The sequence below is a fragment of the Streptomyces smaragdinus genome (assembly GCF_009604385.1).
GTDB classification, from domain to species: domain Bacteria; phylum Actinomycetota; class Actinomycetes; order Streptomycetales; family Streptomycetaceae; genus Streptomyces; species Streptomyces smaragdinus.
The window spans coordinates 142,291-156,199 of record NZ_WEGJ01000011.1; the positions used below are offsets into that span (position 1 = coordinate 142,291).

Below are 13,909 nucleotides of genomic sequence, written 5' to 3' on the forward strand. Positions count from 1 at the left end.
CTTATCCGGCGAAGGGGTTGGTACGCCGCCACGCGACCGGCAGCGCGACCTCGACCCCCTCGGCTTCCGCCCGGTCCAGCAGGAAGTCCATCGACACCCCGAAGTCGTCCGCGATCCGCGGCAGCGGTACGAGCGGCCGGTCCAGCGGACGCGTGAAGTCGTCCCAGTGCACGGGCACGACCCGCCGCGCCCCCGTCGCGGCGACCACCTCCTCCCAGTACCGCGACCGGAACCCGGCGCGCTGCTTCCCCAGCGCCCCGATCCCCAGATACACGGTCTCCGCCCGGACCCCCGCCAGCACCCCCGGCGTGTGATTGGCGCTGGCGTGCACCAGCACCCCCCGCTCCCGGTGCCGGACGTGGACCGAGTACGAGGTCCCGGTCGCCCACGCCCGCACCCGCGCCGGCGGCACCAGCGGCCGCTCCACGGTCCCCGGGAACCGGTCGCCGGGGCTGTGCGGGGACTCGTACAGCGTCACCGTGAACGGCCCGAACGCCACCGGCTCCCCGGTGGCCGGCGTGACCAGCCGCCCCTCCGGAAGCCCGCCGCCGCGGCCGACGTTGGCCGTCGACTCCGACCCGACGAGGCGGGCGCCGGTGAGCCGGCAGACCAGCGGCGCGTCGAGGGCGTGGTCGTAATGGGCGTGCGCGCAGACCACGGCCTCGAGCCCGGTGATCCCGGCGCGCGCCAGACAGGCCCGTACGACCCGCTCGTCCGGAGCGATCCGCCCCAGACACCGCAGCAGCCCGGGGCGGGAGAAGAAACCGTCGACCAGGATCGCGCCCTCACCGTCGTCGAACAGCAGCGTGGACACCCCCAGCCAGGTCACCCGCAGCCCGTCGCCCTCGTACGGGGGCTGCAGATACGCGGCGTACGGGGCCAGGGAAGGACGGCCGAGGGGAGAGGGCACGCGGGGATCCTACGGCCGTCCCGTAACAAAGTCTCGGGATGTTCACGACACTGTCCGGTTCGGATCTCAGCTGATCGTTCCCCTGGTTTCTCCCGCTAACGTGCAGGTCGCACGACCCTTGACCGAACGCCGATACGAATTTCCTTGGGGGAAGACCATGACCGACGCGACCCACACCAGCCCCTCCAGGCGCAGAATGCTCCGACTCGCCTCCGGCGGCGCCGCGTTGGCGCTCCTCGGCGGCGGGGCAGCCGCCTGCGAGCCCAAGGGCGCGGCGCAGGACGACGTGAAGGGCGGGGGAGACGGCCCGTCGTCCGACACCTCCGGGGGGAAGACGAAACCCGGGCAGCCGCTGTGGAGCAAGACCGTCCCCGTCCAGAAGGGCGTGTCGACCAACGAACTCGTCGCCCTGAACGGCACCGCGATCACCATCGGCGACCCGCCCAGCGCCTGGGACGCCAAGAGCGGCGCCAAGCGCTGGTCGATGGCCACCGGCCCCGTCCCCGGCGCCCCGCTGCTCCTCGGCAACGACACCCTCTATCTGGCGAGCAACGAGTACGACGGCACCGTCGCCGGCTACGACCCCGCGACCGGCAAGGAGACCTGGCGCAGCCGCCTCGGCAAGAAGTTCGACGACCCTCGGCCGATCGCCGTCGACGACACCCAGCTCTACGTCATCGCCGTCATCCTCGACGGCTACGAGCGCACCGGCAAGAACGTCGTCGCCGCCCTCGACACCGCCTCCGGCCGCGTGGTGTGGCAGGAGCAGCGCGACATCGGCACCGAGGACAACGGCCTGCACGCCGTCGTGCAGGGCAAGCACCTGATCTACACCGACTTCCTGAAGAACCTCACGGTCCGCGACACGGCGACCGGTCAGCAGGTGTGGACCCAGAAGATGAACTCGATCAACTACGACAACTTCGCCGTCCACGAGGACCTCGTCATCGTCGCCCAGCGCCGCGAGCTCAAGGCGTTCGCCGTCGGGGACGGCTCGGTGAAGTGGACCGTGAAGACGACGGAGTTCGACTCCTTCCAGGTGCCGGCCGTCCTCGACGGCGTCCTGTACGTGGCGGACAGCGCGCATGTCCTGTGGGCCGTCGACCCGGCCACCGGCGAGAAGATCTGGCAGTCGAAGGACCTGGTCGAGCCGAGCCGCGCGGTGCCCACCGAGTTCACCAGGGCCGGCGACACCCTCTACGGCGGCACGGACCTGGACCCCGAGGGCGGCGTCCACGCCTTCGACGCCAAGACCGGCAAGCTGCTGTGGACGTTCAACGACAAGTCGGGCGACACCGCCTCCTGGCGGGTCGCCGGCGACGGCACCCACGTCTTCGCCCTGCACGCCGACCGGCTCCACGCCCTGGCGTGACCGGCGGGGCGGGAGCCGGCTCCGGCTCCCGCCCCGTACAGTCGATGTACGGACGGACCACATGGGGGTGGGTGGGTGTGAAGCGCTACGACCGGCTCGCGGAGATCCGACGGCTCGACCCGGAACGCGACTTCCTCACCATCTACCGGCTCAGCGCGACGTACGAATTCCCCTGGGACTACACCCGAGCCCTGGAGCTGGCCCTCTACCGCACCTACGCCGTCCCCTCCATCGGCCGCCTCCTCGCCGAGACCGCCGAGCTGACCGACCGCTCGCAGCGCCGCTACGACGACACCTCGCTCCTGCTCGACGCGGTCGTCGAGCACGGCTTCGACAGCGAGTCCGGCCGCACCGCGATCCGCCGCATCAACCGGATGCACCACAGCTACGACATCTCCGACGACGACATGCGCTACGTGCTGTGCACGTTCGTCGTGATGCCGGCCCGCTGGCTCGACGCCTACGGCTGGCGCCCGCTGAGCGACCACGAACGCCGCGCCACGGCCGCGTACTACCGCGTCCTGGGCCGCCACATGGGCATCAAGCGGATCCCCGAGACTTTCTCGGAGTTCGAGACCTTCCTCGACTCCTACGAGTCCGCCCACTTCGGCTGGGACCCCGGCGCCCGCCGGGTCTCGGACGCCACGATCACCCTGATGACGTCCCGGTACCCGCGCTTCCTGGCCCCCCTCCTGCGCACCGGCGTCCTCGCCCTCCTGGACGACCCCCTGCGCCGAGCCTTCCGCTACTCCCGCCCCTCACCGGTGGCCCGCGCCCTCACCCGATCCACCCTGCGCCTGCGAGCCCGCGCCCTACGCCTCTTCCCACCCCGCAGCCACCCGCACTACGCCCGCCAGAACCCCGAGATCAAGTCCTACCCGGGCTACCCCGACGGCTACCACCTCGCCGAACTCGGCACGTTCCCCACCCCAGGCCTCCGCGGCTGCCCGGCCCACCGCTCCTGACCGACACCGGCCGTTCCCCAGCCCGGTCAGTTCGCCATGAGGTCGTTCTCCACGTCGCTAACAAGAGGGACGATCTCCCGCAGATTGACCGGCGATCCCGGTCCCTGCCACGGCGGTTGGATCCAGCAGACGCGGACGCCGTCTCCTCAGGCGGCTCCGCTTCACCTACCATCCCTGACTGACACGGCAGAGCCCGAACCCCCCTCCGTGTCGACACGCACAGCCCCGAACCCGCCACCCCTGGGAGGAGCTTGTGAAGAGATCCCGCGCGGCTGCCCGGATCGTGTCATCAGCCGTCACCGCCCTTGCCCTGACCGCCGCACTGGCCGGTCCCGCGGCCGCGTCGCCGGCGGAGCCCGCCGCGGCCGGTCCCGTTACCCACGACGAGAACGACCGGGTCCCGGAGGGCTCGGTGTGGACGCAGCACTACTTCCCCTCGGCGGACGGCTCCGGCGTCGAGCTGCACGCCGACGTCCTGCTGCCCGAGGGGCTGGCCGAGGGCGCGAAGGTGCCCGTCATCCTGTCCGTCGGGCCGTACTTCTCGCACGCCGGGCAGACCGGGCCCGAGGGCTGGACGCACACCGGACCCTCCGCCCGGTTCCAGGACTTCATCGAGGGCGCCGGCGTGTTCGACGCCGGGTACGCCTTCGTCATGGTCGATCTGCGCGGCTTCGGCGGCTCCACCGGGTGCCACGACTGGTCCGGGCCCGGTGAGCAGGCCGACGTCGAGGCCGCGGTCGACTGGGCGGCCGGTCAGCCGTGGTCCAGCGGATCGGTGGGGCTGTACGGCAAGTCGTACGACGCCGTCACCGGACTCGTCGGCAACAACCTCGGCCAGGACGCCCTGAAGGCCGTCGTCGCCCAGGAGCCGGTGTGGGACATGTACCAGTACATCTACTCCAACGGCGTGCCGCGCCCGAACGTTACCGGCACCGCCGACGCGTACAACGACATCTCCACCTTCGCCCCGATGGCCGACGACGACGCGCACTACCAGGCCAACGCCCGGTGGGAGGACTCCAACCCAGAGTGCCTCGCACAGAATCTGGCCGACTTCCGAATAGCCGACCAACAGGACCCGTACTGGACCTCCCGTGACCTCGCGAAGGCGGCCGCGGGCACCGACACCCCGCTGTTCGTCACGCAGGGCTTCCCCGAGCCCAACACCAAGCCCGAGGAGATGGAGGAGTACCTCGGCAACCACCGGGGCGTCGAACGCGGCTGGCTCGGGCAGTGGGACCACGTCCGCGGCGGCGACCGCGTCCAGGACGGGCGCCTGGCCATGGGCCGTGAGGGCTGGTACGACGAGACGCGGGCCTTCTTCGACGCCCACCTCAAGGGCGCCCCGCCCACCGTCGACCACCCCGCGTACGCCGTCGAGGACAACACCGGCGCCTGGCGCGCCCAGAGCACCTGGCCGGTCGTGGAGCGGTCCGTGACCGTACCCCTCGGCAGCGGCACGTACGTGGACGACGGCGGCGCGTCCCTCCGCACGGGCGAGCCGGCGCCGGGCGGGCCCGTACCGCCGGACGGCCGGTGGGACATGGAGAACGCGCCCCGCCACGAGCCCGCGGCCCCGAACGGCCTGGCCGGGAAGGCGGCCGGACTGCAGAAGGACGGGAAGGTCACGTCGAGCTTCTTCGTCTGGTCGAGGCCCCTGGAGCAGGCCGTACGGCTCACCGGCACGCCGCAGGTCTCCTTCCGCGCCAAGGGCGAGGGCAATGTCATGCTCAAGCTGTACGACGTCGCCCCCGACGGCACCGCCGTGATGTTCGACGAGCAGGTCTCCCTGGTACGTACGGGACAGCTGACCGTCGACCTCAAGGCCACGGACTGGACCCTGCCCGCCGGGCACGTCCTGGCCGCGGAGATCGGCTCCATCCTGACCGGCTCGTGGCGCGACACCCCGTCGGGCCGGCCGATCAAGGTCGAGGGCGCGCACCTGACCCTCGCCCTGGACGACCCCGCCGACGACGTCGCCACCGCCGGCGCCCGCTCCCCGTACCTGGACGGCTACCTGAGCCGCAACACGGTGGACCTGCCCGCCGGCCCGCCGACGTTCGTCCTGGTCCCGGGCGGTCTCGGCTGATCCGAAGGACCGGAGACGCGGAAAGGTCCCCACGGGAAAACCGTGGGGACCTTGATGTGTCCGAGGGGGGACTTGAACCCCCACGCCCGATAAAGGGCACTAGCACCTCAAGCTAGCGCGTCTGCCATTCCGCCACCCGGACCGGGTCGTCGCCGTGGGCCCGCGGCCCGGTGCGACGCGGTAAACCATAGCAAAGGAATGCGGGTGTCGATCACCCGCATGTTGGGCTCGCGCGGGTCGCGGGGGAGTATGGGGACGTACCAGCGAATCCCAGGAGGCAGTGTGAGCCAGTCGGCGGAGCCGGGCCCGGCCGTGCGCGGCGAGGACGAGGTCGTGGACCTGTGCCGCGATCTGATCAGGATCGACACCAGCAACTACGGCGATCACTCCGGACCGGGGGAGCGGACCGCCGCCGAATACGTGGCCGAGAAGCTGGCCGAGGTGGGGCTCGAGCCCCAGATTTTCGAGTCGCACCCGGGGCGGGCGTCCACCGTGGCCCGGATCGAGGGCGAGGACCCGTCGCGGCCCGCGCTGCTCATCCACGGGCACACCGACGTGGTGCCCGCCAACGCGAGCGACTGGACGTACGACCCGTTCTCCGGCGAGATCGCCGACGGGTGCCTGTGGGGGCGCGGCGCCGTCGACATGAAGGACATGGACGCCATGACCCTCGCCGTCGTACGGGACCGGCTGCGCTCCGGGCGCAAGCCGCCGCGCGACATCGTGCTCGCCTTCATGGCCGACGAGGAGGCCGGCGGCACCTACGGCGCCCGGTATCTCGTCGACAACCACCCGGATCTCTTCGAGGGCGTCAGCGAGGCGATCGGCGAGGTCGGCGGGTTCTCCTTCACCGTCAGCGAGGACGTCCGGCTGTATCTCGTCGAGACCGCCCAGAAGGGCATCAACTGGATGCGGCTGACCGTCGAGGGGACGGCCGGGCACGGGTCCATGACCAACCGCGACAACGCGATCACCGAGCTCAGCGAGGCAGTCGCCCGCCTCGGCCGGCACGAGTTCCCGGTCCGGCTCACCAAGTCCGTACGCGGCTTCCTGGACGAGCTCGGCGACGCCCTCGGCGTGGAGCTCGACCCCGAGGACATGGACACCACGCTCGCCAAGCTGGGCGGCATCGCCCGGATCATCGGCGCCACGCTCCGGAACACCGCCGCCCCCACCATGCTCGGCGCCGGCTACAAGGTGAACGTCATCCCGGGGCAGGCCACCGCGCACATCGACGGGCGGTTCCTGCCGGGGTACGAGGAGGAGTTCCTGGCGGATCTGGACCGGGTCCTGGGGCCGCGCGTGAAGCGCGAGAGCCTGCACGCCGACAAGGCCCTCGAGACCAGCTTCGACGGGGCGCTCGTCGAGGCCATGCAGACGGCGCTGCGGGCGGAGGACCCCATCGCGCGGGCCGTGCCGTACTGCCTGTCCGGCGGCACCGACGCCAAGTCCTTCGACGACCTCGGCATCCGCTGCTTCGGCTTCGCGCCGCTGAAGCTGCCGCCGGAGCTGGACTTCGCCGGGATGTTCCACGGGGTGGACGAGCGGGTGCCGGTCGATGGACTGAAGTTCGGTGTACGGGTGCTCGACCGATTCATCGACGCCTGCTGAACGGCCCTGATGGGACGGGGTGGCCGGTTTCCCGCCCCGTCTAATCGGATGCTCGTACGTAAACGGGCTGGAACGGGTGAATGACACCATAGGCTCGTAGCTTGATTGCTTCATCTTCGTTGCTCCAGGGTGCAGTCCGCGGCTGGGACTGCACCGTCAACGAGGAGGAACAATGATCAAGAAGGTTGTCGCTACCGTGGCCGCCACCGGTGGACTGGTGCTCGCGGGCGCGGGCCTTGCGGCCGCCGACTCCGGAGCCCAGGGTGCCGCCGTGCACTCCCCGGGCATCGTCTCCGGCAATGTCGTGCAGGCGCCGATCCACATCCCGGTGAACGTGTGTGGCAACACCGTGAACGTGATCGGGCTGCTGAACCCCGCCTTCGGCAACACCTGCGTCAACAAGTGACGTTGCGCCCGTGCCCGTGAGGGTATGACCTGGCAGGCCCCGGAGCGCGCGCGTCGCGCCCCGGGGCCTGCTGGGTGATCGGCGTCCGGACGGTCGTCCGGACGCAGTCCAGCAAAGGCAAGTAAGGCAGGGACCAACCCATGCGACATGTCGCGAGGAAGAGTCTGCTCACGGTGGCGGCCGCGGGCGGCGTGCTGGCCGTGACGGGCGGAGCGGCGTTCGCCGACTCCGGCGCCGACGGTACGGCGAACGGCTCCCCGGGCATCGTGTCCGGCAACGCCGTGCAGGCGCCGATCCACATCCCGGTGAACGTCTGCGGCAACACCGTGAACGTGATCGGGCTGCTCAATCCGGCGTCCGGCAACGACTGCGCCAACAGCGGCGGCGGGACGCGGACGGCCCCCGGTGGCGGGTCGAGCGCCGAGGGCTCGGCGAAGGACTCGCCGGGCATCGGCTCCGGCAACGTCATCCAGGCGCCGGTCGACGTTCCAGTGAACGTCTGCGGCAACTCGGTGAACGTCGTCGGCGCGGGCAACGCGGCTCTCGGCAACAGCTGCGAGAACGTCTCGCACGGCCACCGCAGGCCCCCGGGCACCCCGGAGAACCCTCCCGGGACGCCCGAGAACCCCCCGGGGACCCCGGAGAACCCGCCGGGCACTCCGGAGAACCCCCCGGGCACCCCGGAGACCCCGCCGGGGACTCCGGGCACCCCGGAGACGCCCGGGACCCCGGACACCCCGGCGGTGCCCGAGGGGCCCACGCAGCAGCTGGCGCAGACCGGCTCCGGACTGCCGCTCGGTGTGGCGCTGCCCGCCGTCGGCGGACTGCTGCTGGGCGGCACGGTTCTCTACCGGCGCGCCCGCTCGGCAGCGTGAGCACGCCGGGCTGAGCAGGCCGAGCTGATCGGACAGCGCCGATCGGGCGGCGCCGGCCGAGCAGGGCTGATCACGTAACGCTGACCAGGCAGCGCTGATCAGCCGAAAACCGTGCAGAATATATGGAACCGGATGAACGGGGCGGGCTGCCGAGCGCGGCACCGCCCCGTTCCGCTCTCACCAGGTCGCTCTGACCTGGCGGATGATCCGGCGTCTCAGCCGCACCCTGCGGCTCCCGTCGGGGAACAGCCGCAGCCGCTGCAACTCCCAGTGTCCGTACTCGGCGTGCTCGGTCAGCAGGCGGGTCGCCGCGTTCCGGGAAACCCCGCGCGGCACGTACACATCACGAAACTCGTATTCCGGCATCGCATCCATTGTGCGTAATCGGCCCGAGTACGGATAGCGTCTGCACTATGTCTGATGCTGTGCAGCCTGCCGCTGCCGAGGTACGCGCCGCCGCCGAGGCGCTGAAAGCCGCGATCGACCGTCATCTGACGGCCGTCGAAGGCCGGTCCGGGGAGAACGACCCCCGGGTCACCGACGCCTTCGAGGCTCTGGCCGCGGCAGCGGAGGCGTACGACGAGGTGCTCTACGACGTCCACGACGAGGTCACGCCCTTCGAGATCCCGGGCAGCGACCAGCTGCCGGCGTACGCCGGGCCCGACGAACCGCGCGGGCTGAGCGTGCTCATCCGGCGCGACTACGCGGTGGTCGACACGCACCGGCTGCTGGCCCAGGCCCAGCGGATCGCGGAGCTCGACCCGGACGTGGACACCGGGGCCGCGACGGACGATCCGGCGGGGGTGGTGGGCAGCAGTCTCACCGCCGCGGTCGGGGTGCTGTTCGGGGAATACGAACCGGACGAGATCGCGTCGCGGCATCTGGAGTTCGGCCTCGCCGAGGGGGACTCCACGGTGTGGGTCGTGGCGGAGGAGGAGCCCTCGGAGCCGGGGGAGTGGCTGTCGGCGCCCTTCGACCAGGCCGATCCGGAGCAGGTGATCTGCCGCTTCGACGTGAGTGCGGCGTTCGACGAGGAGCTCGAACTCAGCGACGACGACGAGGACGACGAGGTCGATCTCCTGGACGACGACGAGCTGGAGACCATCGACAACCGCCCCTGACCCGGGCATCCACGACCCGACAGCGACCGGAGGGGATCACCCTCCGGTCGCTCTCCTTTTACGTCCGGGATCACCCGTCGGAGGGCGTCGCCAGCAGCGTGCGCAGCCGCGTCGTCCGCTCCCTCGCCGGGGAGCCGGCGATGGCCTGCGCCAGGGCGGACCCCGCGCCGTGCACCACCGACAGATGGCGCTCGCCCCGGCCGAAGGCCGTGTACGCCCACGCCCGGGTGAGGTCACGGCCCGCGTCGCCGGGGACCACGGCCACGGCGGCCGGCCAGCGGCGGCCGGCGCTCTGCTCGGCCGTGAGCGCCCAGGCGTGGCGCATCGTGCGGGGCACCTGCCGCGGGCCGACGACGGGGGCGCTGCCGTCCTCGCAGTCGAGGAGGAGGCCCTGCGCGTCGGCGGAGCGGACGCGGGCCAGGAGCGTACGGCCGGGGCCCGTGCCGTAGAGCACCCGGTCGCCGGGGTCGAAGCCGGCGTAGGCGCCGGGGCCGGGGTTGAGCCGCTCCTTCAGCGCCTTGTTGAGCACCGCGGTGCCCACCGCGCCGCCCGCGGCCACGGCGATCACCTGCGTCTGCTCCGCCGGCACGCCGAGGGCGCGCGGCACGGAGTCGGCGACCAGCTGCACCGTACGCAGCACCGCCTCCCCGGCGTCGCGCACCGGGACGATCACGACCTCCTTGCCCGGCGCCTCGACCTGCGACAGCTCGCCGATCCCCACGCCGGAGACCAGCTCGCCGACGGGGCCCGGGTCCGGCGTACGGGACGCCACCTGCGGGCAGATCCGCGCCGCGGCGAGGTCGGCGAACACCTGCCCGGGGCCGGTGGACCGCAGGGCGGCCGGGTCGCCGCCGAGGACGAGCCTGGCCCCGTCGGGCAGCGCCTCCACGAGCGCCGCGGCGGCCTCCACGTCCAGCTGCGGGGCGTCGAGCACGGCGAGCACGTCGAGGGCGAGCAGCCCCTCCTCGTCCCGCCCGGGGCCGCCCTCGGTGCCGTCGAGCAGCCCGGCGACGGTGTACGCGGGCGGCCGGCCGCCGTCCGCCGCGGGGGCGAGCGCGGCCAGCTGCTCCGCCGCCGCGCGCCGGCCGGCCGCCGTCCAGGCCGCGAGGCCCGCCCGCAGGCCCAGGCGCAGCGCGGCGGCGACCAGGGCCGCCGGCTCGGCGCGGGCGGCCTCGCCGCCGGTGTGCAGCACCACGCCGTGCTCCGCCGCGGCGCGGATCAGCTCGGTCGCCGAGGGGCTGGGGGCGGCCACGGCGACGGCCTCCCAGGCCGCGGCGCCCCCGGCCGTGGGGTCGGCCCCGGGGCGGAACGTCGTACGGAGCCGGGCCACGCCGTCCGCCAGGGACTCCTCCGCGAGGGCGTACCGGTCCAGGCCCAGGAGGACGCGGGTCGGCTGCTCCTCGCCCTCCTCGGTGGGGGGCGGGCCCAGCGGCTCGTGGAACACCAGCACCGCGCCCTCCGCGATCGCCGTGCGCACCGCCTCGTCCGGGTCCGGGACCGCGTGCTGCCCGAGGGCCTTGGCCAGGACGCCGCTCTCCAGCGCCGTGTGCCCCCGGCGCGCGGCCTGCTCCAGCAGGACCCCGACCAGCGCCAGCGCGCGGCGCGGGTCGCCGGGGCCGCAGTCGTCGCCGAGCAGCGCGCGGGCGAAGCCGTCCGCCTGCGCGGGCGCGACGCCGGGCACCGCCAGCAGCTGCCAGGGGTCGGCGCGCAGGACGTCGGCCGCGCCCTCGCCGAGGGCCTCCCCGACGCGCTCCGCCAGCGCCTCGGGGGCGCCCCCCGCGGCGAGCACCTCACGGATCCCGGCCAGCGCACCCCCGTCGAGCTCGCGCGGCCGGCCGGACTCGGGGCTGACGGCGGGCTGGGGCACGGAGGGGCGCGCGGCGGGCGCCGGGCGCGCCGCCGGCCCGGGCCGCTCGGCGTAGAAGGACGCGGCGGACCGCTCACCCTTCTCCACCGCCCGTACGGCCGCGAGCAGCTGCGCGGCGTCCCCGCTCAGCGCCCGCCCGGCGTCGACCGGCGCCGTGGGGGGCCGTACGGGTTCCGTCTCCGCGTCCGCGCCGTCGCCGTCCGGAGTAACCGCGTCGTCCGAACCGACCGCCTCCGCCTCCGCGCCGCCCGAAGCGGCGCTCGCCGCATCCTCCGGCGACTCAACGCCCTCGGCAGCCGGCTCCGCCCCGGCCCCGTCCGAAGCCGCAACCACCGCCTCGTCCGGCGACTCAACGCCCCCGGCCGCCGCAGCGAGGCCCTCCTCCGCCTCCGGCGTGCTGTCCGCGAGGCCGCCTGCGTCACTCACAACGTGCTCCAGTCATGATCCGGATATCGGTGCACCGGCGCCGACACATCGTCCAGCGCCCGGCAGATCTCGTCAGGAAGCGTAAGCGCCTCCACCGACAACGCCTCCGCCAGTTGCTCGGCGGTGCGCGCGCCGACCACCGGCGCCGTCACGCCCGGCCGGTCCCGTACCCACGCCAGCGCCACCTCCAGCGGCGTCACCGCGAGGCCGTCGGCCGCCGTCGTCACGGCGTCGACGATGCGGCTCGCCGGCTCGTCCAGATACGGGGCGACGAACGGCACCATGTAGTCCAGCGCCCCCCGCGATCCCGGCGGCGCCCCGTCGCGGTACTTGCCCGTGAGCACGCCCCGCCCCAGCGGGGACGACGGCAGCAGCCCGAGCCCCAGGTCCAGCACCGCCGGCAGCACCTCGCGCTCGATGCCGCGCTGGAGCAGCGAGTACTCCATCTGCGTACTGGCCAGCCGGGTCCGCCCGCCCGGCCCCGCGAGCTGCCAGGTGGCCGCCTTCGCCAGCTGCCAGCCGCAGAAGTTGCTGACCCCCGCATACCGCGCCCGCCCGCTGCTCACGGCGATGTCCAGGGCCTGCAGCGTCTCCTCCAGCGGCGTCACCGGATCGAACGCGTGCACCTGCCAGAGATCGACGTGATCGGTGCCCAGCCGCTCCAGGGACGCGTCCAGCGCCGCCAGCAGATGCCCCCGGGAGCCGTCGAAGCGCCGGTCCGGGTCCGGCACACTGCCCGCCTTCGTCGCGACGACCATGTCCCGCCGCGGCACCAGATCACCCAGCAGCCGCCCCAGCAGATACTCCGCCCCGCCGTCCGCGTACACGTCGGCCGTGTCGATCAGCGTGCCGCCCGCCTCCCAGAACGTCTTCAGCTGTGCGGCGGCGTCGCCCTCCCCCGTGTCGCGGCCCCACATGAGGGTGCCGAGACCGATCCGGGACACGCGAAGGCCGGTACGGCCGAGATGCCTGAGCTCCATGGCCTGTGAGATTAGTGGTCGTGGGAGGGCGTTCGCGTCCCCCTGTGGACAACGCGCGGGAGGGGTGGGCCCGGTAGGCCGTACTGCCGTACGCGCCGCCCGCCCGCTAGAGTCCGCCCAGGACGACATTACCCATCGGTAAGGGGACAGCTATGCGGCTCGGGATCAATCTCGGCTACTGGGGTGCCGGCATGGACGCCGACAATCTCGCCGTCGCGCGCGAGGCCGACAAGCTCGGCTACGACGTCTGCTGGGCCGCCGAGGCGTACGGCTCCGACGCCGCCACGGTGCTCGCCTGGGTGGGCGCGCAGACCGAGCGGATCGACGTCGGCTCCGCCATCTTCCAGATCCCCGCCCGCACCCCGGCGATGACGGCGATGACCGCCGCCACGCTCGACAGCCTCACCGGCGGCCGCTTCCGCCTCGGCCTCGGCGTGTCCGGGCCGCAGGTCTCCGAGGGCTGGTACGGCGTGCGCTTCGACAAGCCGCTGGCCCGCACCCGCGAGTACGCCGAGATCATCTACAAGGCTCTCGCCCGTGAGCGCCTCAGCCACGAGGGCGCGCACTGGACGCTGCCGCTGCCCGACGGCCCGGGCAAGCCGCTCAAGCTGACGGTGCACCCCGTGCGCGAGCGCATCCCGCTGTACATCGCGGCCATCGGCCCGAAGAACCTCGAGCAGACCGGCGAGATCGCCGACGGCGCCCTGGTGCTGTTCTTTGCCCCCGAGCACGCCGAGGAGACCACCCTCGGCCATCTGCGCACGGGCCGGGCGCTGAGCGGCAAGACCCTGGACGGCTTCGACGTCGTCCCCACCGTCCCGATGGCCCTCGGCGACGACCCGGTGGCGCTCGCCGACATCTTCCGCCCGTACACCGCGCTGTACGTGGGCGGGATGGGCAGCCGCAAGCAGAACTTCTACAACCGGCTGGCGCAGCGCATGGGCTACGAGAAGGAGGCCGCCGAGATCCAGGAGAAGTACCTGGCCGGCGACAAGGCGGGCGCCGCGGCGGCCGTCCCGCACGAGCTGATCGACTCCACCTCGCTGCTCGGCCCCGTCGAGCGCATCGCCGACCGGATGCAGGCCTACGCCGAGGCGGGCGTGACCACGCTGTCGCTCACCCCGGCGGGCTTCACCCTGGAGGAGCGGCTGGCCGGGCTGCGCGCCGGGATCGAGGCGCTGGAGCGGGCGGGCGTGGCGTAACGGGAGCGGCCCCTGCGGCCGTGGTGGGGGCTCGGGGGTCTTCCCCGCCACGGCCGTCATCTCCCTAACGCCGCCCGCCCCGATC

General features: G+C 73.0%; 12 protein-coding genes and 1 tRNA gene. 8 read left to right on the forward strand and 5 right to left on the reverse strand.

The genetic code is table 11. The features are described 5' to 3' along the window. Nucleotide 1: 1 nt before the first annotated feature. Nucleotides 2-910 carry an MBL fold metallo-hydrolase gene (locus tag SRB5_RS17025; protein WP_323378026.1) on the reverse strand — a complete coding sequence of 303 codons (909 nt, stop codon included), beginning with the start codon at nt 908-910 and terminating at the stop codon, nt 2-4. 157 nt (nt 911-1,067) lie between these two features. On the opposite strand from SRB5_RS17025, the gene SRB5_RS17030 reads away from it, so the two are divergent. From SRB5_RS17030 to SRB5_RS17040, 3 genes are all read left to right on the forward strand, one after another. Next, complete coding sequence (locus SRB5_RS17030) at nt 1,068-2,282, forward strand: outer membrane protein assembly factor BamB family protein (protein ID WP_228390107.1); 1,215 nt, start codon at nt 1,068-1,070, stop codon at nt 2,280-2,282. Nucleotides 2,283-2,359: 77 nt separating this feature from the next. Beyond that, nucleotides 2,360-3,247, forward strand: coding sequence for an oxygenase MpaB family protein (locus tag SRB5_RS17035; RefSeq protein ID WP_323378027.1), 888 nt, complete (start codon nt 2,360-2,362; stop codon nt 3,245-3,247). 253 nt (nt 3,248-3,500) lie between these two features. Beyond that, complete coding sequence (locus SRB5_RS17040) at nt 3,501-5,336, forward strand: CocE/NonD family hydrolase (RefSeq protein ID WP_323378028.1); 1,836 nt, start codon at nt 3,501-3,503, stop codon at nt 5,334-5,336. 57 nt (nt 5,337-5,393) lie between these two features. Here SRB5_RS17040 and SRB5_RS17045 read toward each other — a convergent pair. Continuing rightward, nucleotides 5,394-5,478: transfer RNA gene (locus SRB5_RS17045), tRNA-Leu, on the reverse strand. Between the two features lie 107 nt (nt 5,479-5,585). Between SRB5_RS17045 and SRB5_RS17050 the strand changes: the two genes are divergently transcribed. From SRB5_RS17050 to SRB5_RS17060, 3 genes are all read left to right on the forward strand, one after another. Beyond that, the gene (locus SRB5_RS17050; protein WP_153452925.1) at nt 5,586-6,947 is read left to right on the forward strand and encodes a M20/M25/M40 family metallo-hydrolase; all 1,362 of its coding nucleotides are present in this window, start codon (nt 5,586-5,588) and stop codon (nt 6,945-6,947) included. A gap of 172 nt (nt 6,948-7,119) precedes the next feature. Further along, nucleotides 7,120-7,353 (forward strand): chaplin, encoded by a 234-nt coding sequence (locus SRB5_RS17055; RefSeq protein WP_153452845.1) that lies wholly within the window; start codon nt 7,120-7,122, stop codon nt 7,351-7,353. 140 nt (nt 7,354-7,493) lie between these two features. Next, nucleotides 7,494-8,228, forward strand: a complete 735-nt coding sequence (locus SRB5_RS17060; protein WP_153452846.1) for a chaplin — start codon at nt 7,494-7,496, stop codon at nt 8,226-8,228. 177 nt (nt 8,229-8,405) lie between these two features. Here the strand turns inward: SRB5_RS17060 and SRB5_RS17065 are convergent, their stop codons facing one another. Next, the gene (locus SRB5_RS17065) at nt 8,406-8,594 is read right to left on the reverse strand and encodes a DUF5703 family protein (RefSeq protein ID WP_153452847.1); all 189 of its coding nucleotides are present in this window, start codon (nt 8,592-8,594) and stop codon (nt 8,406-8,408) included. A 47-nt stretch (nt 8,595-8,641) separates the two neighbouring features. Here SRB5_RS17065 and SRB5_RS17070 point away from each other — a divergent pair, with 47 nt between their 5' ends. Further along, the gene (locus SRB5_RS17070; RefSeq protein ID WP_153452848.1) at nt 8,642-9,349 is read left to right on the forward strand and encodes a hypothetical protein; all 708 of its coding nucleotides are present in this window, start codon (nt 8,642-8,644) and stop codon (nt 9,347-9,349) included. A gap of 70 nt (nt 9,350-9,419) precedes the next feature. Here the strand turns inward: SRB5_RS17070 and SRB5_RS17075 are convergent, their stop codons facing one another. Continuing rightward, nucleotides 9,420-11,642, reverse strand: coding sequence for a helix-hairpin-helix domain-containing protein (locus tag SRB5_RS17075; protein WP_323378030.1), 2,223 nt, complete (start codon nt 11,640-11,642; stop codon nt 9,420-9,422). Then, nucleotides 11,639-12,622, reverse strand: coding sequence for an aldo/keto reductase (locus tag SRB5_RS17080; protein ID WP_153452850.1), 984 nt, complete (start codon nt 12,620-12,622; stop codon nt 11,639-11,641). Before SRB5_RS17080 ends, SRB5_RS17075 begins: the two co-directional genes overlap by 4 nt. Before the next feature lie 152 nt (nt 12,623-12,774). Here SRB5_RS17080 and SRB5_RS17085 point away from each other — a divergent pair, with 152 nt between their 5' ends. After that, the gene (locus tag SRB5_RS17085) at nt 12,775-13,824 is read left to right on the forward strand and encodes an LLM class F420-dependent oxidoreductase (RefSeq protein ID WP_153452851.1); all 1,050 of its coding nucleotides are present in this window, start codon (nt 12,775-12,777) and stop codon (nt 13,822-13,824) included. Nucleotides 13,825-13,909 lie beyond the last annotated feature (85 nt).

Excerpts from the sequence above, each read along its gene's own strand:
- SRB5_RS17050 (WP_153452925.1), top strand. The coding sequence starts at position 5,586 with ATGGGGACGTACCAGCGAATCCCAGGAGGCAGTGTGAGCCAGTCGGCG.
- SRB5_RS17080 (WP_153452850.1), bottom strand. The coding sequence starts at position 12,622 with ATGGAGCTCAGGCATCTCGGCCGTACCGGCCTTCGCGTGTCCCGGATC.
- SRB5_RS17085 (WP_153452851.1), top strand. The coding sequence starts at position 12,775 with ATGCGGCTCGGGATCAATCTCGGCTACTGGGGTGCCGGCATGGACGCC.
- SRB5_RS17070 (WP_153452848.1), top strand. The coding sequence starts at position 8,642 with ATGTCTGATGCTGTGCAGCCTGCCGCTGCCGAGGTACGCGCCGCCGCC.
- SRB5_RS17060 (WP_153452846.1), top strand. The coding sequence starts at position 7,494 with ATGCGACATGTCGCGAGGAAGAGTCTGCTCACGGTGGCGGCCGCGGGC.
- SRB5_RS17055 (WP_153452845.1), top strand. The coding sequence starts at position 7,120 with ATGATCAAGAAGGTTGTCGCTACCGTGGCCGCCACCGGTGGACTGGTG.
- SRB5_RS17030 (WP_228390107.1), top strand. The coding sequence starts at position 1,068 with ATGACCGACGCGACCCACACCAGCCCCTCCAGGCGCAGAATGCTCCGA.
- SRB5_RS17065 (WP_153452847.1), bottom strand. The coding sequence starts at position 8,594 with ATGCCGGAATACGAGTTTCGTGATGTGTACGTGCCGCGCGGGGTTTCC.